Here is a 24,372-nt window from a genome sequence, read left to right as displayed (position 1 = left end):
TTATTCTGTCCGTGGATTATAAATTAAAATTTACTGGACATTCTTTTTCATATTCAACTGCTAGTCTTGGCCATAAATCACTATCTGGATATCTAGTACTAAAAAATCCTAACAAGCTGTCAAAGTCTTCATTACATGTTAGCAGTATTCCTTGGTTTACAAAATAGCCTTCATACCAACCTCTAACTAAATCTGTTAAGTCAATATAAAGAGTTCCGAAAAATCCTGCCTCAACTGTTATTGCACCTACTGGTGTTGGGTCAAAAGTTGGTTGAGTAGCCCAAGTTACAGTGTTTTCATTCCAGTCTTGTTTTACTCTAAGAACATAAAAAACATTATCCGTTTCTGGAACTTCATTTCTATGAATTGGCAGTTCCAACCATGCGCCTTTAATAGAGCTACAAGGTGGTATATAGTTACAAACCAAGCTACATAAATCAAATTGAACTAAGCTTCTGTAAATATCACCTTCTCCTTGGAAGCGATTAGCGTATAAAAACTCCGATTGAATAAAATTTTGATTAGGGAAAAATTCAGCAATATAAACATCCTGGATTGGATGAAAGTAGATTTCGCATGATGAGATATAGTTATTACTCATTTTTTCACCTCCTTACATATTTAACTTATGGAAACCGACCACCATATGTGACAATTATTAGTTTTTAATGTATATATTTACAAAAATATAGTTATAAAAAAGAGTTTTCCCCATAGCTTTTTGGTTTTTATGGTATAATTTGCATGAAATGAAATTTTGAGGGTTTGTTTTATGTTAAATGAATTAGCTGGTAAGGCATTATTTTTTTACTTAGCTTTTCTAAATATAATTACCTTTGTTATATTTGCTTGGGATAAAAACCAAGCAATAGTTGGAGGGTGGCGAATATCCGAAGCCCAGCTTCTTTTTTGCTCTATTATAGGTGGGGCACTAGGTGGGTTAGTTTCTATGCGTATATTTAGACATAAAACTAGACATATTAAATTTTCTCTTTATATGGTATCTATATTCTTTTTTCAGTTGGTTCTACTAGCTTTTACTATAGGTTAGAACAAGGGGGAGCTTCTCTTATCATTTGCAAAAAAGAATAAGAAAAACGTCCCCAAATTCAATAAATAAAGGAAATGCAGCTATTTCTTTATTATTGAGAGAATTTATTTAGTGAGGTACAATTACTTTGAATATATATGTGGGTTGTTGGGCAGGTGAAAACATGAATTATTTAGTTGATGTTATAGGTATAAAAGAAGAAAATTGTACTAATTGTCATCAATGTATATCTGTTTGTCCAATTAAAATATGTAGTGATGGCAGTGGGGATGTAATAAGATTTAATAATAATTTATGTATAGGTTGTGGGCGCTGTATTGAAGTATGTATAAGGAGCCAAGAAGGGCATGCTGAAAAAAGTGCTAGACTACCCATAGATGATGTTGCCCAATTTACAGCTACCTTGAAGAATAAAGAAGAAGTAATAGCATTAGTTGCACCTTCAGCCCAAAGTAATTTTAATTTAAATAAATTAATTACAGCTTTAAAAAAACTAGGAATTAATAAAGTTTATGATGTAGCACTTGGAGCAGAGATTGCAATAGCTTGTTATCATAAAGCAATTAAAAATAATGAAGTGAAATTTCCTATTATAGCACAGCCCTGTCCTGCTGTGGTCAAATATATTGAATTGCAACATCCACGTTTAATAGAGCATTTGGCTCCTATAGGAAGCCCAGTTTATAATCTTTCGGTTTATGTTAAAGCACTTCACCCTGAAGCAAAATTAGCTTTTATTTCTCCCTGTTTAGCTAAGCGAAGGGAGTTTGATGATAGTAAAACTGTTGATTACAATGTAACTTATCAATCCTTAGACAGAATTTTTAAGGATAATAATATCAATATAGAAACTCTAGATGATGGTAAGTTTGATTCTGTTGCTCAGGCAGGAGTTACTACTAAATTTTCTACTCCTGGAGGATTAAAGGAAAGCTATCTATATCATTATCCTGATACACCTGCTAGTGCAATTACTAAGGTTGAGGGACCGATTGTATTTGAAAAATATCTAAGTGATTTAGAAAAGTTAATTATTAAAGGTAGTAATAATGTACCTTTAATAGTTGATGCCCTAGGATGTGAAAAGGGTTGTAATATGGGAGTAGGCTGTATTAATCATGACAAATCAATAGATGAGATTGAACATGCTGTAGCTTTAAGGTCAGAGATGGGTACTAAAGATAATAAGTCTAAACAAGAGCTGCAAGAGTTTTTAACAAATGTAATTAATAAATATGATTTTAGCTATCAGCACTATCATGATTTATCTAATTGTAACAAAATGAAGCTACCGTCTGAAAATGAATTAGAGTCGATTTATAAAAAGATGCACAAACAAAAAGAAGAGAAAAAAGATTTTAGAAATTGTGCTGCTTGTGGCTATAATTCATGTTATCAAATGGCTGTTGCTATATTTAATGGTTTAAATAAGGCTGAAAATTGTCATTTATATCAAGAAAAAGAATTGCGTATTGAACAGGATATATTGTTTAAGCTACACAATGAGCTAACTAATGTATTTGATACTATATCAGATGGAATTATAGTATTAGATAATGAAGGTAAAATTACACGTTATAATCCGGCTGCTAAAAAAGTAATAGGATGTTTAGCTGAGGATCTATTGGGATCACATGTTGGAGATAAAGCATCTATGATTAGTAACCTTTTAGAAACCGGAAAGGAATTTTATGACGTAGAAATTTTAATAGATAGTAAAGCTAGTAAAATCCACGTAACTGGCTCAGGTAAGCCAATATTAGATATTAATAAAAATATAATTGGTGCTACATTAATTATAAGACCGATGACTCAAGTTCAGAAACTAGTAAACAGATTTACTGGTGCACAAGCTAACTTTAATTTTAATTCCATTATTGGTGAGCATGAAAAAATAAAAAAATCTATAGAAATAGCTAAGGTAGCATCAACTAATATGTCTAATGTCCTATTACAAGCAGAAAGTGGGGCAGGTAAGGAAGTATTTGCTCAAGCTATTCATAATGCTAGTCCACGCAGTAATGGGCCATTTGTAGCTGTTAACTGTGCTGCATTGCCAAGAGAGTTAGTTGGAAGTGAACTATTTGGTTATGTTGAAGGTGCTTTTACAGGGGCAAAACGAGGTGGAAGACCAGGTAAATTTGAATTGGCAAACAAAGGAACACTTTTATTAGATGAAATCGGAGATATGCCTCTAGAAAAGCAGGCTATCTTATTACGTGCTATACAAGAAAAGGCGATAACTAGGGTGGGTGGAGACAACCTAATAAATATAGATGTTAGAATAATAGCTGCTACTAATCAAAATTTGCTTAAACTAATAGAACAAGGACGTTTTAGAGCAGATCTATATTATAGACTTAATGTAATACAAATAAATATTCCATCATTAAGAGAAAGATCAAGTGATATAAAAATATTATTTAATCACTTTTTGCAGGAAATGGCTCCTAAATTTAACAGGACTATAAGGCATATAGATCATGAGGTAATAGAAAAAATTGAAGAATATAATTGGCCGGGGAACATTCGCCAATTACAAAATGTAGTAGAAAGAACTCTTTTAGTTGCTAATGATGGTGTTATAACTTTAGGGCATCTTCCTAAAGAAATTTTTACTATTAAAGAACTAGAAAATGAAAACAATAATAGCTCTGAATTTACATTAGATAATTCAGAATCATTATCTAGTAGAAAAGCACGTAAATTAGTGGCATTTGAACAAGAAAAGGAAAAAATAATCAATACGTTAAATTTAAATGCTGGAAATGTTAGTAAAACTGCTACTGAGTTAGGTGTTTCCAGAACTACTCTTTATAGAAAAATGAAAGAATTTAATATTAGAAATTAAAACCCTGATTCTGCTGCAAAAAGTAACTACAAAAACACAAGGCTGAGCAAACATGTTTGCTCAGCCGATTCCATAGTCTAAGTTTAGCTTTTCGCAGTTAAACCAAACCCTATTATGTTAATAACCTAATATGTTACAAAAAGTGTAACAAAAGTGTAACACCGCTTTCTCGAGTTAACACTTTTGTTACACTTATATTACACTTTAACATATTAATCATAAAGAAATTTTGTTATTGAACTTTTTAATTCAATAATTTTTTATTTAAAAACGCTCATGTATGGGCGTTTTTAATTTTTGCTAACATTTTCACTTTCGAATCTTAATTTTTGGCACGGGACTTGCAATTATAATATGGCAAATAAGCAGTGATGAAACATTAAGATTTGAAAGGAGAGGTTTATATATGAATATGTTACAAAAAGAAAGAAAGAGCGGAGAAAGAAAAACTAAAAAAATGACTACTTCGAGTATTGCAGGTAGGCTTCCTGTAAGATGTCCTAGAAACGTAGGAGAAATATATGCTCTAGGTATTAGTTTTCAGTATTGTACAGGTGATATATATCTTGAATTAGCTCCATTAAAACAAAAGCCTGAAAGCAATTTGTACAAAAAGTTAGGTTTTAATCAATTAGATACTAAAAATGAAATTCAAAAACTAAGTGATAACTACTTAAACAATGTATTACGTAAATATTATGAAAATGGCGGTAAAATTATAGAAGATACTATATCCAAAGAGCAAGCTAAACAGATTCAGCCATATTATACAAATATCTTGTTAGAGTTTTTACAAGAGGTGGATGAATTAAAACAACAGGCTTTAAATGGTGCTTTGAGTTTTAGTGAAACAAAGAATCAAATTAATAATAGCAGTGTAAGGGCTTATGAAGCTTTAGCTGATTTATATCCTAGTGTAGAAATGAAAAGAGCATTTGAAGATTTGATGGGAGTTGTTCGAAGATAATGTCTAATAAGTAAAGGACATGGGCAGTAAATAACAACCCATGTCCCTTGTTCACTCTATTAGCGTTCAGTATTACGCATGTATTCGATAATAGTACTAGCTGCTTCTGCTCTAGTTAAAACGTTTTGAGGATAAAAGTTGCTGTCTTGTATGTTTAAATATCCTAATTTGTATGAAAGGGCAGCATATCCTGTGTTTTCGTTGGTAATATTGTTGGCGTCTTTGACATTAAATTTGAAAATATCATGAAAACTTGCTATTTCATTTAAACCTCTTGAATTAACCATTAACTGAGCAGCTGTAATTCTTTTAAAGTCATCATTGGGTGCAGGTAAATTATCTAAATCTATAATATTTCTATTAATAGCAGTTTGATAATAGGGTGCATACCACTCATCATTATATAAATTTAATTCTTTACCTTCACCTGGAGAAGCGCCCATAGCTAAAATTAACATTTTGATAAATTCAGCATTGGTTGCATTTTGGTCAGGGTAAAATTTGTTGTTACTACCACTAATTACACCTAACTGTGTAAGTAACGAAATATCTTGTTCTGCAGGATGGTTCTTTATATCGGTAAACTTAACCAGGTCTTTTTCTTCATAAATTTGACCTGAATTTGTTAATAAATCTTTATTAACTGCATCGATATAAACTGGTTCATTTTTAGAAAGGTGATAATATAAATTTATTTTATTATTATTAGTAGTATTAACATAATTAAGCACTAAAGGGTTTGCCTTTAATATTTTTTTGAAAGCACTTTCTTTATCAATTATGTTACTAGAATCAGGAAAGTTATAATCTGACCAGTTAAAACTATATGAAGTAACTTCACCAGTAACTCGATTAACACTTAGGTTAAAACCATTATTATAAAAGGGTATATCATCAACTAATCTTACATATCGGAAGTTAGCAGTTTGTGATGAATCATCTATCACATTAGTTGTATTATCATTAAGTAATTTTATCTCTTTATTTTTTTGTGGCTGATGGGTTTTTAAAAACTCATCAGCTATTTTTAATGCTTCATCTTTTGAGTAGCGGGGTCTTTGGTTGTCACGATCATGAATATTTTTAGAAAAGGCATATACTTCACCAGTGTTAGCATCAACTGTTGCTGTTACCCTTCCACTTATATCAGTAGCATTTTCGTTGTTACGCCATTGAAAGTGCCAATTTCTTTTGCTAGAGTCCCTATAATCTTCATACATTCTAGTTTGGCTTAATTCGAAACCTTCATGAAGGGGAAAATACTTAAAAGCTTCTTTTATTGCTTCCTCTTGAGGAATAATTCCTTCGATTAATTCAACTTCTTCTAGCTCTAAAGGTGATAAATTACCTTCTGCTGCTTCCTCAACCATACCGTCTAGCTCTCTTTTATCATAATTTCTATATTGATTAGAACCATAAAGTTCACCAGTTTTGGCATCAACCATTTTTTGATTTACATTTCTAATTCCGTAGATTAAAACTACTTTTTCATCAGCATAAGAAGGCTTATAATACATAAGTTCAAATATTTCACTCTCTAAAGCTTCTTTAGCTTGTTCTTTGGTAATTAAGTTATCAGGGGAAACAAAATCTGCATCATAGTTCCAATTGAAATTATAATTAGTTATGTTTCCGGTGGTAGTACAAATGCTTATGGAAGCGCTATTATTAACGTAAGTAATGTCATTTACTATTCTTTCAAAATGAAATGTGTATTGAGACCTAAATCTTAGAGGTCTAGGCTCTATGTTTTTTTCTTCTTTAAACTTTAATTGATCTACCTGATTAGGTATTGCTAGTTTCATGAATTCATAAGCGGTTTCAAATGCCTTTTCTTCAGATACATTTGGTAATAAAGTAGGTGTAGTTTCATCAGTACGGTCATAACTATACATGCGATGAATATTACCGGTTTGTTGATCAACATTTACCCTTATATGCTGATCTTCGCTTTGCCAATTTAATTCCCATTGGCCTCTTTCATTAACTTCATTGTAATTTGACCTAAATTCAGTAGCATCTTCAGGAATATCGATCTTTGTTTTAACTAATTCAATTGCTTCTCTAACAGTAAGCTCTTTATCGGCAAGAGCAATACTCGGAAAAAAAAAGAAAAAGCACACAGTACATGCAATGAGGATTTGATATTTTTTCATTTAATTTTTCACTCCCAACATTATCCTTTACTAGTTTATATGCATAAATGGATGGATCCTTTCACTAAATCAATAAAAATTAAATAATTGATTTCACTGCGAAAAAAGTTAGCTCAGCCTTAAGTTGTAGTTACTTTTTGCAGCAGAATAAAGGATTATATAATTCTATATCTATATGGAATTAAATGTAACAAGCTACAGATTGACTTAAAATCCAAAAAAAAGCAATAAGAAACAGAGATATTTAAAAATAAATTGTTGATTCAATACTTAATACAGTTATTATCTAGAATTAATGATTATGCAAAACAGAATAAATAAACTATGATGTATTAAGTGTTATTTTGTAGAAAATTAACTAAGGAGGAGTTTGTATGATTGGTCTAAGAAAGAAAAAATATCTTAGTTTGTTGCTAGTTATTTTGTTATCTTCAGCCTTATTATTTACGGCCGGCTGTGGAGGACAAGATACAGATGGACAAGCTACGATAACTTTTGGAAATGCAGATTGGGATAGCATTAAAGTTCATAATCATGTAGCCCGTATTATTATTGAAGAAGGGTATAATTACAATACTGACGAAATAAGCGGTTCTAGTGATGCTATTTTCCAAGCATTGACTGATGGCGATGTAGATGTATTTATGGAGAATTGGAGTAATAATCGTATAGACATATATGAAGAAGCACTAGAAAGAGGAGATGTGGTTCAGGCTTCTTTGAATTTTGATGGTTCTTATGAGGGATTATGGGTTCCTACATATATGATTGAAGGGGATCCGGATAGAGGAATAGAACCTATGACTCCAGACTTAAGGACAGTAAAAGATTTAAAGGATTACTGGGAAGTTTTTGAGGATCCAGAAGAGCCGGGCAAAGGCAGAATATACGGATCTATACCTGGTTGGACTACAGATGAAATTTTTAGGGAGAAGCTTGAAAATTATGGTCTGTTAGAATATTACAACTATTTTAGTCCAGGTTCAGATACAGCTTTAGCTACTTCAATGATTACAGCCTATGAAAGAGGATTGCCTTGGGTTGGATATTACTGGGAGCCTACTTGGGTAATAAGTATGCTAGATATGACTTTACTAGAAGATGAGCCTTTTGATCAAGAGCTGTGGGATTCAGGATATCTATGTGAATTACCACCTCAACCTGTATATGTTGACGTTCATCAGGATTTTCCAGAAAGAAAACCCGAAGTAATGGAATTTTTGAAAAATTATGAAACTAGTAGTGAAATGACAGGGGAGGCCCTTTTATATATGCAAGAAAATGATGCAAATGAAAAGGAAGCTGCAATATGGTTCCTCAATGAATACGAAGATCTCTGGACCTCTTGGGTTCCTGCTGAAGTTGCAGACAAGGTAAAACAAGCTCTATAGCAATAATTTTTATTTAGTTAAATAATGTAGAAATAGTTGGTCAGTTATAAGTGGCCAACTATTTCCAATTAAATTATAAACTGGGAGAGGTGAGAGGGTATTAAATTAGGCGTAATTTAATACCAAAAAAATGGAATTTCCCGAATTTTTACGATTTGAACTAGGTATTTATGTAGAAAAATTCATAATGTGGCTAATTTTAGAACACGGAAATATTTTTGATGCTATAACCTCAGGGGTGCTTTATGTCTTAATTAATATTGAAAAATTTGTTTTAATGGTACCTTGGTGGGTATTTATAGCTCTAGTGTTTATTTTTGGTTGGAGAATAAAAGGATTAGTATCTGCTTTTCTATATGCCGGACTATTTACATTGATAGGATCTTTTGGTTTATGGGAACTATTGATGTTAACTATAGCTATAGTTCTTACAGCAGTTTTAATATCAATTATTTTAGGTATTCCTATCGGTATACTTATGGCTTATAAGGATGGTGTAGAAACTGCTATGAGACCAATACTAGACGCCATGCAGACTATGCCTAGTTTTGTCTATTTGATTCCGGCTATGATGTTATTTGGTATGGGTAAGGTGCCGGCGATTTTTGCTACTATGATTTATGCAATTCCCCCGGTAATTAGGCTAACTAACTTAGGTATCCGCGAGGTATCCAAAGAAATGGTGGAAGCGGCAATATCTTTTGGTTCCTCCCCCTTGCAGCTTTTAACTCGGGTGCAAATACCTCAAGCAATGCCTACTATAATGGCAGGTATTAATCAAACTATTATGATGGCATTAGCTATGGTAGTTATTTGTTCCATGATTGGAGCTGGTGGTTTAGGCTCAGAAGTACTGATTTCCATTAATCGAATAGATATAGCTAGAGGTTTTGAAGCAGGTCTAGCTATAGTAATTTTAGCGATAGTAATAGATAGGCTTACCCAGGGGATAAGCCAAAAAAATCAAACTTCAGAAAATAACTAAGAAAACTTAGGAGAATATAAACATGGAAAAGATAAAGGTTGAAAATTTAACAAAAATATATGGTCCCTCCCCTAAATCAGTATTGAAGCAGTTAAACAAAGGGATATCCAAAGAAAAGATCTTAAAAGACAGAGGGCATACTATAGGGGTGCATAATGCCTCTTTTACCATAGAAGAAGAGGAAACCTTTGTAATCATGGGGCTTTCTGGTAGTGGTAAATCTACATTAATTCGCTGTTTAAATCTGTTGAACAAACCTACAACAGGCAGTATTTATATTGATGGTGAAGATATAACAAAGTACAACAAAGCAAAATTAAAGGAATTAAGACAGAATAAAATGGCTATGGTCTTTCAGAATTTTGGACTATTTACTCACATGACAGTAATGGAAAATGTAGAGTATGGTTTGTCTGTGAAAAAAAACCCTAAGGAAGAAAGACAAAAAGTTGTGCTCGATGTCTTGAAAGTAGTGGGATTAGAAGGTTGGGAATATCATTATCCTCATGAACTAAGTGGTGGTATGCAACAACGAGTAGGCTTAGCTCGAGCTTTAGCCCAAGATCCTAGTATATTGCTAATGGATGAGCCCTTTAGTGCTCTTGATCCACTGATTCGTCGTGATATGCAGCTAGAATTAATTGATTTACAGACTAAATTGCAAAAGACTATAGTTTTTATTACTCATGATATTAATGAAGCATTTAAATTAGGGGATAGGGTAGCGATAATGAAAGATGGGATAATTGAGCAGATAGGTACTCCGGAAGAAATATTAGCAGAACCAGCTAGTGACTATATAAAAGATTTTTTACAGGATATAGACCGCTCTAAAGTTTTGCAAGCTAAAAATATTATGGTAAAACCAAGTGCAATGACTTTTATTAATTCTGGTCCCCGTGTGGCACTGCAGGAAATGAGAGCAAATAATATTTCTAGTATTTTTGTAGTTAATAAAAACAGAGAACTCAAAGGAATAGTTACTGTGGATGATGCTATTGATGCAATCAAGAATAATTATACTTTAGAACAAATTTTAAAACATGATTATTTTACCACAGAACCGGAAGCCTATATTCAAGATCTTATACCACTTGCTACAGACACCAAATATCCTATAGCAGTATTAGATGAAAACAACAGATTTTTAGGAATTATAGTAAGGGTATCTATTCTTTCGGGTTTAACTTAGTCTTTAAAAAAGCAAGGTTACTTTAACAATAAAAAGCGAGATGTTTAATAAATATCTCGCTTTATTAGTTATATAATTTATTATTTACTTTTTCTGCGATAAAAATAAAAAGCTACAGCTGAAAAAATCAAGACAATACTAATTATTTGAACGGTTCTATTACCATGAGAGTGAGAAACAGATTTACCTTCACCTAAAGTTAATGTAGCAAGGTGTCCTACACCATCATTTGCTACAATAGCATATGCATCCAGATCGGTAGAGTAACGGAAATAACCGTTTTCATCAGGATTTCCTATAGTTAGTTCTGTTCCTTTTTCATCAAAAACTGTTACTTCGATATTTTCACTAGTAGTCCCATCATCAAAGTAAACTTTAACTTTACCTTCTTCAATTTCTTCAATAAGCAAACAATGCCCAAAAACTGGGGCGGTTAGTACTGCTAAGCAAAAAAAGCTTAGTAGAAAAATAGTAGTAAGTTTTTTAATATTAATCCGTTTCATTAAATATCAAGCCTCCATTTTTTTATTTATAATTTTTTTTGCTTCTGTAATAGTGCGAGGTGAATAGTCTACCCCTTCAAAAACTTTAACTAATACTGGAATGTCTAAACTAACGCTTTCCATTAGCTTTTTATTTGTTAATAAAGATGATGCGCCTTCAGCAAGTATCTTTCCATTATTTAATATCACTATATGGTCTGCCTAGCTATAGGCAAAGTCTACATCATGTGTGCTTATAAAAACTGTTTTTCCCTGATCATAAACCTGATTTAAAATTGTGGTAAAGCTTTGCATTGAGGCTGGATCAAGACCTGATAATGGCTCATCAAAAATTATTAAGCTTGGATTCATAGCTAATACACCTGCAATAGCAACTCTTTTTTTCTGTCCCCAGCTTAAACGAGAAGGGGATTTTGCTGCTAAATCTTCTATATTTACAAGTTTCATTGCTTTTTGCACCCTTTTTTTTATTGTTTTTTCATCTAAACCTAGGTTTATAGGGCCAAAGGCAATGTCGTTGTAAACACTTGTAGAAAATAATTGATAATCTGGATGATCAAAAACGAAGCCAACTTTTTCGCGTATTTTTCTCAAATTTGATTTATTTACTTCTTCGTTTAAGACCTTTACTTTTCCTTTTTGGGGAATAAATATTCCGCAAAGGTGAAACAACAAAGTAGTTTTTCCACTTCCATTAGATCCTAGTATTGCAACCCTTTTTGCTGAATTAATTTCTAAATTTAAATCTTTGATTCCAATTGTTTGATCAGGATATTTGAAAGTTAACTTATTAATTTCAACGGTTTTCACATGATCCACCACCGTTCTGCACTAAACATTATTATAAGCAAAACTCCTATTATGGAAGAAGTGAGGATGTCTTTTTTACATATCTTTTTAGGATTATCTAAAGGCATAGTACCATTAAAACATCGTGTACTCATAGCCCTATATAGGAGGTCAGATCTATCTATAGCTTTTATAATCATCCCCCCTGAGATTTCTCCATAAACTTGCAATGCATTATTTTGCAGACTAGGTTTAAATAGTCTGGCTTGGAGTGCATTTTTTGTGCTTTTAATTTCACTAATAAAAAGAAGAGTATAACGATATGTTAAAAAAATAATACTTATGAGTGGTGCTGGTACTTTTAATTGGCCTAATGCATGTAAAAATTCTTCTAAGGGCTGTGTAGCAACCATAATTAACATAGCAATAAAAGAACTTAATGCTTTTAAAACAAGTAAGAGGACAAATTCATAGCGATAATGTATTTCACTAATGCCTCCTCCTAGCAAGAGAGGTATTGACATTAAGATAAGAAAAGGAAGTAAAACAGTCACTCTTGTTAGCATAAATTTTATAGTTAAGCCAGAGTATAATGCTAAAAGCAAAAGAAAAACAAGAGATAATAATAGCATTATAGGTGTATTTAAGCTTATTATTCCTAACACTAACAGGAAAAGTGTAACTATTTTAATTCGAATATCCCATAAATGATTATGGAATTCTGAGGTATTTTGACTTGTTAAAATCATTTGTCTCTCTCCAATTTTGTAATTTTTCTTATAACTACATAGCTTCTTTTTGGGTTTCTAATATATCAGGTTTAACTTTATAGAAAAACTGAATTGCAAAACCGGTTACTATACCTTCGATTAAAAGAATAGGTAAATGACCTATAACTAAGATATTTATTACGGAAAATAATCCTTCACCAAAGACCGGGTTGCTTAAAAATAACAGAAGGATTACTAGTATTAATGTTCCTATAACTGCCAAAGACCCAGCTAAAAATCCTATTGCAAAGCGGGATTTAATCTTTATGGTTTTATAAAGCCAATATGCACCTAATGCAGGTATTGAAACTAATAACATATTAGCTCCTAGTGTTGTCAGTCCGCCATGCTGAAACAAGAATAATTGTAGTAATAAGCCTATGAGTACGGCAATACAAGCTTTTTTTCCAAGGAGGATACCGAGTAAACCGCCTAGTAAAAGATGAACAGAACTAGGGCCAACCGGAACACTTATAGATGAAAGAGCAAAAAATGCACCAGTTAAAAGACTAATACGAGGAATATCTTGTTCTTCAATTCCTTTTAATGAGTATCCTACAAGACCAGCGGCTGCAACAGTAGTAGTTACAACAATAGGCAGTGTTAAAACTCCATCACTTAAGTGCAAAGACTTATCCTCCTTTTTTTATTATAGTGCAAATAAAATACCCTGTACCAAAGTAGTACAGGGTATAAATAGCATGTGTTTTCTCCTACCTATACACCGTAGGTACTACTAAGGAGATAGTATTATTAAACAGGTATCCTGACTTAGGTTCATTATTTTTCACGCCTTCCCAGTTAATAAATAACCAGTGGCTTGAGTGAAAAAATTCCCCAATACAGTGGCGGGACCGTGCTGGAATCTCACCAGCTTCCCTGTTTTAAATTTGATATTAAAGTTATCAAATTTTTTATATGCTTAACTTTAGCATGACTATGTTTTGGAAAACAAGAAAAAATTGTCTTATTTTACTGTTATTCCAGTCGAAATTACTTGAAATTTACCATTTTCTATATTTATTATTGAAAGTGAACTCGGTTGTATATAGGTTTCCCACATGTCGTTTTTGGGATCAATATAGTAAAGAAGTGTTTTTATTACTCCTCCGTGAGTAACTATTAATACATTTCCATTATGTTTTTTGCTAATTTCTTCGAGGCTTGTAAAGGCTCGCTCTCTAACTTGAGTAAATGATTCTTTACTTCCTGGTACTACTGTGTTGAGAGTATCTTTAACCCACTCATTAAATTCTTCCTTATAATTATTGTGTACTTCGGTAAAAGTCTTGCCTTCCCAATCTCCAAATGACATTTCTCTAAAACGTGCATCACATTTTACTTGCAGTCTTAAATAGTCTGCTATAATTTCAGCAGTTTCCTTTGTTCTTGAAAGATCGCTACAGTAGATAGCTTCAATTTTTTCTTTTTTATACAAGTATTTACCAACAGTTCTTGCTTGTTCTTTACCAATATCATTAAGGGGAATATCTGTATGTCCTTGATATCGTTGTTCATAATTCCAATTTGTTTCTCCATGCCTTAATAAAAAAACCTTCACTTAAAAATACACCTCATTTGCTCTATTAGCTTTTCATTATATATTCTACTTTTAACTGCAATTCTAAAGTAATAAGGGCTAAGTCCTGGAAAAGAGCTACAATCTCTAATTAGTATACTATTATTTTTTATATGTTGCTGTAGGCTATTTGCTGTTATATTACTATTTAATATTTCTATTAATAAAAAATTAGCAGTTGAAGGATAAACTTTCAATTCTTTTAGATTTTCTAATTGTGTTTGTAAGTATTCTTTTTCCTGTTTTATTAACTTGTGGCTTTTTTCTATATATTCATAATCTTCAATAGAGGCTTTTCCTGCTGCTAGGGCGAGAGTGTTTACGCGCCATGGTGGAAGTATATCTTCCATTAGTGATATAATTTCTTCTGAAGCAATTGCATAACCAAGACGCAATCCAGGTAATGCAAAAAATTTAGTTATTGATCGTAGTATTATTAAATTATCATACTTGTAAACTAAATCTTTCAATGATTCATTTTGCTCTGTAACAAAATCCATAAATGCTTCATCAATTACTAGTATTGCTTGTAGTTTAGCTGCAGTTTGCAAAATGTGAAGCAAGTCTTCTCGTTTAAATACATTTCCGGTGGGATTATTAGGGTTAGCTATGAATATAAGGTCATTTTGTTGGATGTTGCTTATCAAATCACCAATAGGTAATTTGAAATTCTTGTTGTTATCTAATGGGATTCTTATAATTTGAGGATTGTTAATTCCTTTGCCATATGCAGAAAATGATGGTGCTAAAGTAAGGATTCGTCTTTTATAAAATAGGCGACTTATAAGATAGATTAATTCCATACTACCATTACCTAATACAATATTATTAGGATCTATTTCTAAATGCTTTTTTAAGGTAAGTTTAAATTCTTTGCCACTGGGTTCTGGATAGTGTTCAGTTAATCTAAGATAGTTTTGTATAGCTTCTATAGCATAAGTAGGTGGGCCTAAAGGATTAATACTAGCGCTAAAATCAATAATATCATGAACTTTAACCCCTAATTCTTCAGCTGCTTTCCATACATTTCCACCATGTGATAAATTTTTCTCTAAATTATTATTCATAATACAATCTCCATTATAATATATTTATTAATTTTAATTTGGCTGGATATAAACGAGCAGAGACCTCGTAATCCATTTTATTCTTTTTTCAAGTACATTATAATTTAAGAATTATTATTGTGAGTAATAAGAAAACCGTCTCGGTTACTTCACACATAGCCCCATAAGTATCACCCGTATGACCTCCTAATGATTGATTAATCCATAAAGCTATTAATAATGCTAGAGCTAAGGTGATAATAATAATCATTATACCTAGATAACCTGCAGAAAAAATAGTTCCTATTAATAAAATTATTAAAGCTATAATAGGCTTATACCATAAAGTTTTCCCAAATACAGATCCTAGACCAGGTTCCTTGCGAGCATAAGGAAAAATCCAAATAACAAATACTATAGCTGTTCTTCCCATAGCAGGTGCTAAAAGCAAAACCCACCAATATTCTAATAACATTAAGCTGTTTAATGCTGAAAGCTTTAGTAGAAGTATTATTACTAATGCAATTGCTCCCATTGCTCCTACCCGGCTATCGTGCATAATTTCTAGCTTTTGCTTCTGTTCTCGGTGACTTAATAAACCATCAGCACTATCCATAAGTCCATCAAGATGGAGACCGCCAGTGAGTAAGATCCAAATAGTTAGAATAATCATGTGACCTGCTAGGCCTAGAGATAGTGGTTCAGTTAAGAAAATAAGCATACACAAGATACTGCCAATTATAAATCCTACAATTGGGTAAAAATATAGTGAGTTAGCCAGCTCTTTTTCAGTGGCTATTCGTTTTTCTTTAATTGGAATTGTTGTTAAAAAGGTTGTTGCTGATATAAAGCTTTTTAGCATAATTTTTAATATTCCTTTTTAAATTTGTTTTATTTAGTTAATATTCAAGTCCTCGTTTGGCTTGAACACCTATGCGGGCTGGGTGCTTAACCTCTGTTATATTTGAAACCAAATCGGCTTTTTCTATTAATTCTTTTGGTGGGTTTCTCCCAGTTAATATAATATCTAAATTATCTGGTAGCACTTCTAATAGTTTTAAGATATCGTTAAGTGGTATTAAATTTTTATTATAAGCGTTCATTATCTCATCTAAAATTAATAAATCATGTTTGCCGTTAGTAACCGTATCTAAAGTTAGTTGCCATGCCATCTGGGTTTTTTCTATATCAATTGTTTCAGCCTTATCCAATTTAATCCAACATTGTCCACATTTTTGACAATTTAAAAATCCACTTTTTATTACTGCAGCATGTGGACAAGTGCGACCAAACTGAAATACTTCAATCCCTAGTTTTTCAGCTGAAGATAATTCGCCTGTATAGGTGCTGCCTTTTAAGAATTGAATTACTCGGACCCTAAAGTCATGACCTCGTGCTCGAATGGCTACTCCAAATGCAGCGCTGGTTTTACCTTTTCCATTGCCTGTATATATGTGTATCATTTCATCAAACTCCTATAAGATTATGGATAAAAAAAGTAGTGAGTACCCCTAATGTTAGCATTAAAATAGAAATTACTAGCATGATTTTCAAACATTGATTAATATGATTAACCTGTAATATATGATTTCCATTACCAATAACTGGGGAGCTTCTTTCTAATCCATTATAACAACTATTACCACCAAGTTTAATATTTAAAGCTCCTGCTACAGCAGCTTCTGAGAGACCACTGTTAGGGCTTGGGTGTTTTTGACCATCTCTAGATAGAGTATGCCAAACACCAGTCCATCCACCTGGAGTGAATGGTGAAATTAATAGGTATAAAGCAGCAGTTATTCTAGCTGGAATATAGTTGGCTAAATCATCTAACCTAGCTGCAGCCCATCCAAGGTGTAGGTATTTTTCATTTTTATAACCAATCATTGAATCAAGTGTATTTATTGCTTTATATGCCATAGCTAATGGTGGTCCGCCTAAAAAAGCATAGAAAAGTGGAGCGGTTATACCATCAACAGTGTTTTCAGATACACTTTCTACTGTTGCTCGGGTAATATCTTTTTCATCTAAATTATCAGTATCTCTACCCACAATCATTGATAAGGCTTCTCTAGCTTGGGGGAGATTTCCTTTTGATAAGGGTTTAGTTATATTAATTGCGTGTTGATATAGACTTTTTACAGCTAGAGCTTGAGCAAGAATAAAGATACTTATGATAATACCTAGATAATTATGTATCCAAAAAGCTAACCAAATAATTGAGGCAAAAAAGATATAAGTGCCTAAAACAATAACTAAGGTTAAAAGCACCCCACTAACTTTCAATGCTAAAGTATTTTTAGCTACTTTTCTAATGAAAATTTCGCTTTTATTTATGATTTTCCCAATATATATAACTGGATGAGGAATAAATCGAGGATCACCTATTATAAAATCAAGAATAAATGCACATATTATAATTATTTCCATCATTTGGAATCCCCTAAATTCATAATCTCAAAAATTTTATGCATATTCAAGGATTTTTTTAGTGTATTAGCTAGTTGATCAAAATTTTCATCTTCTGAGGATTGACCTAGATCACTTTCATTAAACTGAGAAAGCCCCTTTTGATAACGAATTGAATTGATTAGTGCTAATAAAATATTTGTGTTTTCAAATAAACCATGAACATGGGTTCCAAAAACTTTTCCAGTATTATTAGCTCGTCCATCCATAACCCTAACTTTTTCTCCTGACTGAGAATAAATATGTAGTAGAGGGTTAAGGTTATCTTCTTTTATGTGTCCTTGGTGGATTTCATAGCCAAAAACCTTTTCACCTTTTAAGGATTTAAAAAATCCTTGATTACATTCCATTATGGCTTCAACTTGGTGTACGGTTTTATCTTTTTTATATTCGGTGACATAATTAAATAAGTTTAAACCATCAGTTTCACTAGTTTGTAAATCTTCCTCGAAAGGATCGATTAGTTTATTACCTAGCATTTGATATCCTCCACAAATACCTATGACAAACCGTTCCTGGTTTGATAATTCTATTATTTCTTGATCATAACTATTACTGCGTAAATATTGCATATCCTCAATAGGGCTTTTAGTTCCTGGTATTATTACAGCATCGACATCTCCAATTTTTTCTCCTTCTTTAATAAATCGCACACATAGATCAGGAACTCTAGATAAAGGGTTAAAGTCAGTAAAATTAGAGATGCGTGGTAATTGGATTACAGCTATCTGAACATTACCATTTGGATCTCCTAGAACCCTTTTTTCTTCTAGGCTTACAGAATCCTCTTCATCTATTCCATGATTATGCATATATGGTAGAACCCCTAATACAGGTATACCAGTTCTTGCTTCTAAAAAATCTAAACCTGGCTGTAGTAAAGATAAGTCTCCTCTAAATTTATTAATAATAAAGCCCTTAATTTTGTTTCTTTCTTTTGGTTCAAGTAGCTCTAAAGTTCCAATAAGAGAGGCAAAGACACCACCTCGATCAATATCAGCTATTAATAATACAGGTGCTTCAGCTAATTCAGCGGTTTTCATGTTTACTATATCTTTATCTTTTAAGTTGATCTCTGCAGGGCTACCGGCTCCCTCAATTACCAATACTTCAAATTCGCTTCTTAATTTATTAATACAATCTAAAATCAATGGTTCTGCATTACTTAAGTAAGAACTTCTATATTCTCTTGCAGACAATTGAGCTACTGGTTTGCCTAGTTCAATTATTTCAGCTACCATGTCTTCTTTAGGCTTTAATAGTAAAGGGTTCATTTCTGGTTTTGGTAAAACTCCAGCTGCTATAGCCTGTATACCTTGGGCTCTACCAATTTCGCAACCATCTGGAGTTACAAAAGAGTTTAGAGCCATATTTTGTGCTTTAAATGGAGCTGTTTTAAAACCTTCTTGCTTGAAAAATCTACATAAAGCTGTACATAAAAGGCTTTTACCGACATTAGAAGAGGTACCCTGTAACATAATTGTTTTAGCTCTCATTTTTTTTCCTCCTATTAATTACAATGAATTTCACATATACAATTATTTGCACAAAGATTTAAGAAATATTTTTTCGATATAACTATTGTTATTATTAGTAAAAGTATTACAATAATTGGTACGGGATCTTTCTCTTAATAATAACTGAATAAAGAGAAAGGTGACAGAGTTTTTTTAAAATTTACTTTATTATTATGAGGGGAATGAGGGGTAATGGAGCTGTTAAAAAGTACTTTGTTCAAGATACATAGGGTTAAATCGGATTCAGGAATTAGGGCTAAAGAGCATTTGGACAACCTAACTAAACCTCCAGGAAGCTTAGGGGTTTTAGAAGAGATAATTATCCAATTAGCATCTGTTCAAGAAAATCATAAGCCCAAACTAGGAAAGAAAACGGTCATGATCATGGCTGCTGATCATGGGGTAGTAGAAGAAGGTGTTAGTGCATTTCCACAAGAAGTAACAGCTCAAATGTTACAAAATTTTGCCAATGAAGGTGCAGCAATAAATGTTTTTTCAAAACATGCAGGTTTTGATATAGCTATTGCGGATATAGGTGTTGCAACTGATACATCTATGATTCCTAAAATTAAACAGCATAAAATAGCGTCAGGAACTAAAAACATGACTCGTGAGCCAGCGATGTCTAAAGAGGAAGCTATTGAAGCAATAGAAATTGGAATTAAATTAGTAAATGATGAAATAGATAATGGTTCAACCTTAATAGCAACTGGTGAAATGGGTATTGGGAATACTACTGCTAGTAGTGCTATTTTAGCTTGTGTTAGTGAAAATGACCTAGATGAAATAACAGGTAGAGGTACAGGGGTAAATAATGAAAGCTTTACACTAAAGAAAAACAGCATTAAAAAAGCTATAGAATTAAACAAACCCAATAAATTAGACCCTCTTGATATTGTTAGTAAAGTAGGTGGACTAGAAATAGCTGCTTTAACAGGGGTAATACTTGGAGCTATAGCTCGAAAAACTCCAGTAATAATAGATGGATTTATCTCAAGTGCTGCGGCATTATTAGCGGTACAGTTTAATGCTTACTGTAGGGACTATCTTTTTGCATCTCACCTATCTCAAGAACCTGGTCATAGGGTTATGTTAGATTTTATGGAGCTAAAGCCAATGCTATACTTAGATTTACGCTTAGGAGAAGGAACTGGAGCAGTTCTAGCAACTAATCAACTAGAAGCAGCCATAAAAATAGTCCACGAAATGGCTACATTTGATGAAGCGGGAATAAGTTCTTAGTTTATTAAAAAATATTGTTTCTGCTGCAAAAAGTAACTACAAAAACTTAATAATAAGCTAACTTGTTTATCTAAATCCTTAAGTAGCAAGGCGTGGTGCATAGAACACGTTAAAATATAACTTAGATAATAAGTGCTAAGCCAAAATCAAGATATAGGTAAGGAAACTATAGAAATTGGGTGGAATTGTGAGTAAGCCTCGGGTTTTAATTGCAGGGGTGCAGAGTGGGGTGGGCAAGACTACTCTTACTCTGGGGATTTTAGCAGCTTTAAAAAGAAAAGGCTTAAAGGTACAGCCGTTTAAAGTAGGACCGGATTATATTGATCCGAGTCTGCATTATCATGCTTGTAACCGCAAGTCACATAACCTTGATAGTTGGATGAGTTCTGAAGAAGTAATTAAGCATATATTTTTCAAGGAGATAGCAGATGCCGATATAGCAGTTATAGAAGGGGTTATGGGGCTCTTTGATGGTGCGCGTAATGAGAAAATCAAAGGTAGTAGTGCGGATATTGCTATAAAACTGAACACCCCAGTAATTTTAGTTATAAATGCTAAGGGTATGGCAGCTAGTTGCATAGCATTAATAAAAGGATTTATGGATTATGAACCACGATTAAATTTAAAGGGAGTTATATTAAATCATGCTGGTAGTGATTATCATAAAAAATATCTAAAAACCAGAATAGAAGAAGAATTGGGCATAGTTGTATTAGGATGCCTGAGGGCTAATGAGAAAATAAAGATGCCTGAGCGCTATTTAGGTTTACTTCCAGCAGAAGAAAATAATCAACTGGGGGTATCTATTGATCAAATGGCAAAATTTGTTGAAGAAGAAATTGATTTATCTTCACTACTTAAAATTGCCTCAAATCTAGATCAAATAGATAACCAAGTTTCATTAAAAAAATATCCTTATATACCAGTACGAATAGCAGTAGCAAGAGATGAAGCTTTTACTTTTTATTATCAGGATAACTTGAATTTTTTAGAGGAGTTAGGAGCCAAACTGATTTATTTTAGTCCGATGAGAGATAAACATGTACCATTAGCAGATGGATTGTATTTGGGGGGAGGATTTCCAGAACAATATTTATCCTCATTAGCTAATAATCATAGTATGATTGAATCCGTTGTTAGGGCACATAAGAATTCCTTACCTATTTACGCTGAATGTGGTGGTTACATTTATCTATGTAAAAACATTTTAGACAAAAACAAGAAAAAATGGAATGGAGCAGGAATTATTCCGTATGATGTGGAAATAACTGGTGGAAGAGCTGCGTTGGGTTATGTGACAGCAGAGGCTAGATTTGATTCCATTCTTGGTAAGAAGGGTAATCTTTTAAAGGGACATGAGTTTCATTATTCTCAGATTACAAATTTAAAAGAAGAGAGTTCAGCATATATACAAGTAAACAGAGAAAACAAAAATGAAGGATATATAGATGGCAATTTATTAGGATCTTATTTACATCTACATTTCCGTTCTAATCCAGAGTCAGCAATAAACTATTTAAGGTCTTGCAATAATTGATATGTTAAAAATATTAAAGGTTACAGCACCGGAGGTGTAATATGCGGTTAGGATATACTACTGGAAGTTGTGCTTCGGCTGCGGCAAAAGCGGCGGTTAACTATCTTTTAAATAATGAAGAAAAAAATAAAATAGAAATTGATCTTCCTAATGGTGGCAAACTAGAAATTCCTGTACAAAGCTTCAAATTAGAAAATAATTGGGCTTGTGCAGAAGTTATAAAAGATGCTGGGGATGATCCGGATGTTACAAATGGGATAAGTATTTTAGCTGATGTGCTATTACTTCCCCACGAAGAAATATTAGTTGAAGGTGGAGAAGGAATAGGGGTAGTGACTAAACCTGGTCTATCAGTTGAAGTAGGACAACCTGCTATTACCCCGGTACCACTAAAAATGATTAAAGACAATGTAGGTGAACTTTTACCACCGGGAAAAGGAGCTAAAATAATAATTTCTGCTCCTATTGGAGAAGAAATAGCTAAAAAAACCCTGAATAAACGCTTGGGAATTATGGGAGGTATATCAATTTTAGGAAGATCAGGAATAGTTCGTCCAATGTCTAATGAAGCTTATATTGAATCATTATTACCTCAAATAACACAAGCAAAAGCAATGGGATATAAAACCATAATCCTAACACCTGGAGGAAAAGGTAATAACAAGGCTATTGAAATGGGAGCACCACAAGAAGCAATCGTACAAACTGGAAATTATATAGGGAAAATGATTGATCATTGTGTTGATTTAGAAATAGAAGCTGTTATTCTAATGGGGCATGTAGGGAAGTTAATAAAAGTAGCAGCAGGTATTTTTCAAACTGATAGCAGACTTGCAGATGGCAGAAGAGAAACTTTAGCTGCCCACTTAGCAATGCAAGGAGCTCCTGTATCTTTGATAAAGGAAATAATGAGGCTAAATACTATTGAGGCTTCCTTGGAAATATTAGGAAAACATGGAATGTTAGATGTGTTTCGTACTATAGCTGATACTGCAAGTGAACGTATTCGAGAAAGAACAGGTGATCAACTAAAGGTAGGTACCATTTTATATAATATTAATAGTGATTTAATTGCTTTTAATGAAGAGGCTTTAAATATAGGAAGTGATTTATTTGAGTAACAAAGTAACAATAGTGGGCACAGGTCCAGGTGATATAAGGTATATTACTCCAATGGCACTTGAAAAAATTAAGAATGCTGATGTATTAGTAGGACCTAAAAGACTATTAGATGAACTTGCCACACCACAACAAATTCAAATTTTCTTAAACAAAAATTTAAAAGAAATCACTGAAAATATATATAAGTATCAAAACAACAAAAAAGTAGTAGTAATGGTCAGTGGTGATACTGGATTGTTTAGTTATGCTAACTACTTAAGTAGTTATATAGAAGCTAAATACTTAGAAATAATTCCGGGTATAAGTTCTGTACAGCTTATGTTTGCTCGTTTAAAGCGATCTTGGGAAAATGCACAGATGATTAGTGTGCATGGTAGAAATGATGAAAATTTAGTCCAAAAAATAAAAAGCAATCCAATTTCAGCTGTATTAACAGGTAATCCATGGACAGTTACTGAAATTTCTAAGCATTTATTAAAACATGGAGTGCCAAACTTAGATGTAGCAGTAGGGAAAGATTTATCCTATCCAGAGGAACAGATAATATATTCTAATTTAGAAGAACTTACGAAAGATAGGGCAGATTATAACAATTCTGTAATGGTGATATTTAATGAATAAACATTTATTAGTTCCTGGCATTAGTAATGAATTATTTGAAAAATTAGATGGTGTACCTATAACTAAGGAAGAAATAAGGGTATTAGTTCTTTCTAAACTACAGCTTTTTTCAGAAGCTGTTTTATATGATATAGGTTCAGGTTCAGGTTCTATTGCCATAGAAAGCAAATTAATTGATCCTAAAATAGAAGTTTATGCAGTAGAAAAGAACCCTAATGGAATTAAAGCGATTGAAAAAAACTGCAATAAATTTGGAGTTGACATAAATACAATCCAGGGTAGTGCACCAGATGCCCTATTAGATTTACCTCCTGCAGATAGAATATTTATTGGGGGAAGTGGAGGAAACTTAATCGACATACTTAATCTTTGTGATATAAAGTTAAAACCGGGTGGTCAAATAGTATTAAATTCTGTAACTATGAATACAGGGCCACAGGCTGTTTCATTTTGGCAAGAAAAGAGTTATAAATGGCAGGCAGCAACAGTTAACATTTCAATTACTTCATCAGATAAAAAGGCACTTATTTGGGAGGCTAGAAACCCTGTTACCATTATTACAGCTGAAAAGGAGGAAAGCTAAA

24 protein-coding genes and 1 riboswitch are annotated in these 24,372 nt (G+C 32.6%); of the genes, 11 read left to right on the top strand and 13 right to left on the bottom strand.

From position 1 onward, the window contains the following. Window positions 1-16: 16 nt before the first annotated feature. Entirely contained in the window at window positions 17-601 is a 585-nt protein-coding gene (locus SYNTR_RS08325; RefSeq protein WP_156204080.1) for a DNRLRE domain-containing protein, read from the bottom strand. A gap of 171 nt (window positions 602-772) precedes the next feature. Here SYNTR_RS08325 and SYNTR_RS08320 point away from each other — a divergent pair, with 171 nt between their 5' ends. The 3 genes from SYNTR_RS08320 (at window position 773) to SYNTR_RS08310 (ending at window position 4,869) form a co-directional block, all read left to right on the top strand. After that, on the top strand, window positions 773-1,051 hold the full coding sequence (locus SYNTR_RS08320) for a DUF1294 domain-containing protein (RefSeq protein ID WP_156204079.1): 279 nt from the start codon (window positions 773-775) through the stop codon (window positions 1,049-1,051). A gap of 127 nt (window positions 1,052-1,178) precedes the next feature. Next, window positions 1,179-3,902, top strand: a complete 2,724-nt coding sequence (locus tag SYNTR_RS08315) for a sigma 54-interacting transcriptional regulator (protein ID WP_156204078.1) — start codon at window positions 1,179-1,181, stop codon at window positions 3,900-3,902. A 406-nt stretch (window positions 3,903-4,308) separates the two neighbouring features. Then, on the top strand, window positions 4,309-4,869 hold the full coding sequence (locus tag SYNTR_RS08310; protein ID WP_156204077.1) for a hypothetical protein: 561 nt from the start codon (window positions 4,309-4,311) through the stop codon (window positions 4,867-4,869). A gap of 59 nt (window positions 4,870-4,928) precedes the next feature. Here SYNTR_RS08310 and SYNTR_RS08305 read toward each other — a convergent pair whose 3' ends face one another. After that, a complete protein-coding gene (locus tag SYNTR_RS08305; RefSeq protein ID WP_156204076.1) occupies window positions 4,929-7,025 on the bottom strand; it encodes an S-layer homology domain-containing protein in 2,097 nt (698 codons plus the stop codon). A gap of 374 nt (window positions 7,026-7,399) precedes the next feature. Between SYNTR_RS08305 and SYNTR_RS08300 the strand changes: the two genes are divergently transcribed. The 3 genes from SYNTR_RS08300 to SYNTR_RS08290 all read left to right on the top strand — a co-directional run bounded on the left by SYNTR_RS08300 (window position 7,400) and on the right by SYNTR_RS08290 (window position 10,593). Beyond that, on the top strand, window positions 7,400-8,416 hold the full coding sequence (locus SYNTR_RS08300) for an ABC transporter substrate-binding protein (protein ID WP_156204075.1): 1,017 nt from the start codon (window positions 7,400-7,402) through the stop codon (window positions 8,414-8,416). A gap of 130 nt (window positions 8,417-8,546) precedes the next feature. Continuing rightward, window positions 8,547-9,401: an ABC transporter permease gene (locus SYNTR_RS08295; RefSeq protein ID WP_156204074.1), complete on the top strand. Its 855-nt coding sequence runs from the start codon at window positions 8,547-8,549 to the stop codon at window positions 9,399-9,401. Between the two features lie 22 nt (window positions 9,402-9,423). After that, on the top strand, window positions 9,424-10,593 hold the full coding sequence (locus tag SYNTR_RS08290) for a quaternary amine ABC transporter ATP-binding protein (protein WP_156204073.1): 1,170 nt from the start codon (window positions 9,424-9,426) through the stop codon (window positions 10,591-10,593). 80 nt (window positions 10,594-10,673) lie between these two features. Here the strand turns inward: SYNTR_RS08290 and SYNTR_RS08285 are convergent, their stop codons facing one another. From SYNTR_RS08285 to SYNTR_RS08235, 11 genes are all read right to left on the bottom strand, one after another. Further along, on the bottom strand, window positions 10,674-11,096 hold the full coding sequence (locus tag SYNTR_RS08285) for a hypothetical protein (RefSeq protein WP_156204072.1): 423 nt from the start codon (window positions 11,094-11,096) through the stop codon (window positions 10,674-10,676). 6 nt (window positions 11,097-11,102) lie between these two features. Further along, window positions 11,103-11,285: a hypothetical protein gene (locus SYNTR_RS08280; protein ID WP_156204071.1), complete on the bottom strand. Its 183-nt coding sequence runs from the start codon at window positions 11,283-11,285 to the stop codon at window positions 11,103-11,105. A gap of 12 nt (window positions 11,286-11,297) precedes the next feature. Continuing rightward, on the bottom strand, window positions 11,298-11,906 hold the full coding sequence (locus SYNTR_RS08275) for an energy-coupling factor ABC transporter ATP-binding protein (RefSeq protein WP_197079069.1): 609 nt from the start codon (window positions 11,904-11,906) through the stop codon (window positions 11,298-11,300). Beyond that, the gene (locus SYNTR_RS08270; protein ID WP_156204069.1) at window positions 11,903-12,634 is read right to left on the bottom strand and encodes an energy-coupling factor transporter transmembrane component T family protein; all 732 of its coding nucleotides are present in this window, start codon (window positions 12,632-12,634) and stop codon (window positions 11,903-11,905) included. The genes SYNTR_RS08275 and SYNTR_RS08270 overlap by 4 nt, the downstream gene beginning before the upstream one ends. Window positions 12,635-12,668: 34 nt before the next feature. Continuing rightward, window positions 12,669-13,283, bottom strand: a complete 615-nt coding sequence (locus SYNTR_RS08265; RefSeq protein ID WP_156204068.1) for a CbiM family transporter — start codon at window positions 13,281-13,283, stop codon at window positions 12,669-12,671. A gap of 111 nt (window positions 13,284-13,394) precedes the next feature. After that, window positions 13,395-13,580: riboswitch (cobalamin riboswitch) on the bottom strand. Between the two features lie 42 nt (window positions 13,581-13,622). Continuing rightward, a complete protein-coding gene (cobC, locus tag SYNTR_RS08260) occupies window positions 13,623-14,216 on the bottom strand; it encodes an alpha-ribazole phosphatase (RefSeq protein WP_156204067.1) in 594 nt (197 codons plus the stop codon). After that, the gene (gene cobD / locus SYNTR_RS08255; RefSeq protein ID WP_156204066.1) at window positions 14,213-15,301 is read right to left on the bottom strand and encodes a threonine-phosphate decarboxylase CobD; all 1,089 of its coding nucleotides are present in this window, start codon (window positions 15,299-15,301) and stop codon (window positions 14,213-14,215) included. Before cobD ends, cobC begins: the two co-directional genes overlap by 4 nt. Before the next feature lie 97 nt (window positions 15,302-15,398). Further along, window positions 15,399-16,142, bottom strand: coding sequence for an adenosylcobinamide-GDP ribazoletransferase (gene cobS / locus SYNTR_RS08250; protein WP_156204065.1), 744 nt, complete (start codon window positions 16,140-16,142; stop codon window positions 15,399-15,401). Window positions 16,143-16,179: 37 nt separating this feature from the next. After that, complete coding sequence (locus SYNTR_RS08245) at window positions 16,180-16,743, bottom strand: cob(I)yrinic acid a,c-diamide adenosyltransferase (RefSeq protein ID WP_156204064.1); 564 nt, start codon at window positions 16,741-16,743, stop codon at window positions 16,180-16,182. A 4-nt stretch (window positions 16,744-16,747) separates the two neighbouring features. After that, on the bottom strand, window positions 16,748-17,713 hold the full coding sequence (cbiB, locus tag SYNTR_RS08240; RefSeq protein ID WP_243140167.1) for an adenosylcobinamide-phosphate synthase CbiB: 966 nt from the start codon (window positions 17,711-17,713) through the stop codon (window positions 16,748-16,750). Then, on the bottom strand, window positions 17,710-19,245 hold the full coding sequence (locus SYNTR_RS08235; protein ID WP_243140166.1) for a cobyric acid synthase: 1,536 nt from the start codon (window positions 19,243-19,245) through the stop codon (window positions 17,710-17,712). The genes cbiB and SYNTR_RS08235 overlap by 4 nt, the downstream gene beginning before the upstream one ends. Before the next feature lie 213 nt (window positions 19,246-19,458). Here SYNTR_RS08235 and cobT point away from each other — a divergent pair, with 213 nt between their 5' ends. The 5 genes from cobT (at window position 19,459) to cbiT (ending at window position 24,371) form a co-directional block, all read left to right on the top strand. Then, window positions 19,459-20,508, top strand: coding sequence for a nicotinate-nucleotide--dimethylbenzimidazole phosphoribosyltransferase (cobT, locus tag SYNTR_RS08230; protein WP_156204063.1), 1,050 nt, complete (start codon window positions 19,459-19,461; stop codon window positions 20,506-20,508). Window positions 20,509-20,695: 187 nt separating this feature from the next. Then, window positions 20,696-22,045 carry a cobyrinic acid a,c-diamide synthase CobB gene (locus SYNTR_RS08225; protein ID WP_197079068.1) on the top strand — a complete coding sequence of 450 codons (1,350 nt, stop codon included), beginning with the start codon at window positions 20,696-20,698 and terminating at the stop codon, window positions 22,043-22,045. Window positions 22,046-22,086: 41 nt separating this feature from the next. Further along, entirely contained in the window at window positions 22,087-23,166 is a 1,080-nt protein-coding gene (gene cbiD / locus SYNTR_RS08220; protein ID WP_156204061.1) for a cobalt-precorrin-5B (C(1))-methyltransferase CbiD, read from the top strand. Beyond that, window positions 23,159-23,788 carry a precorrin-6y C5,15-methyltransferase (decarboxylating) subunit CbiE gene (cbiE, locus tag SYNTR_RS08215; protein ID WP_197079067.1) on the top strand — a complete coding sequence of 210 codons (630 nt, stop codon included), beginning with the start codon at window positions 23,159-23,161 and terminating at the stop codon, window positions 23,786-23,788. The genes cbiD and cbiE overlap by 8 nt, the downstream gene beginning before the upstream one ends. Next, window positions 23,781-24,371 carry a precorrin-6Y C5,15-methyltransferase (decarboxylating) subunit CbiT gene (gene cbiT / locus SYNTR_RS08210; RefSeq protein ID WP_156204059.1) on the top strand — a complete coding sequence of 197 codons (591 nt, stop codon included), beginning with the start codon at window positions 23,781-23,783 and terminating at the stop codon, window positions 24,369-24,371. Before cbiE ends, cbiT begins: the two co-directional genes overlap by 8 nt. The last annotated feature ends 1 nt before the right edge of the window (window position 24,372 follow it).

This window comes from Candidatus Syntrophocurvum alkaliphilum (assembly GCF_009734445.1).
Classification (GTDB): Bacteria; Bacillota; Syntrophomonadia; order Syntrophomonadales; family Syntrophomonadaceae; genus Syntrophocurvum; species Syntrophocurvum alkaliphilum.
The sequence above is the reverse complement of the archived record's forward strand: the minus strand, read 5'-3'. Positions and strand labels throughout refer to the sequence as shown.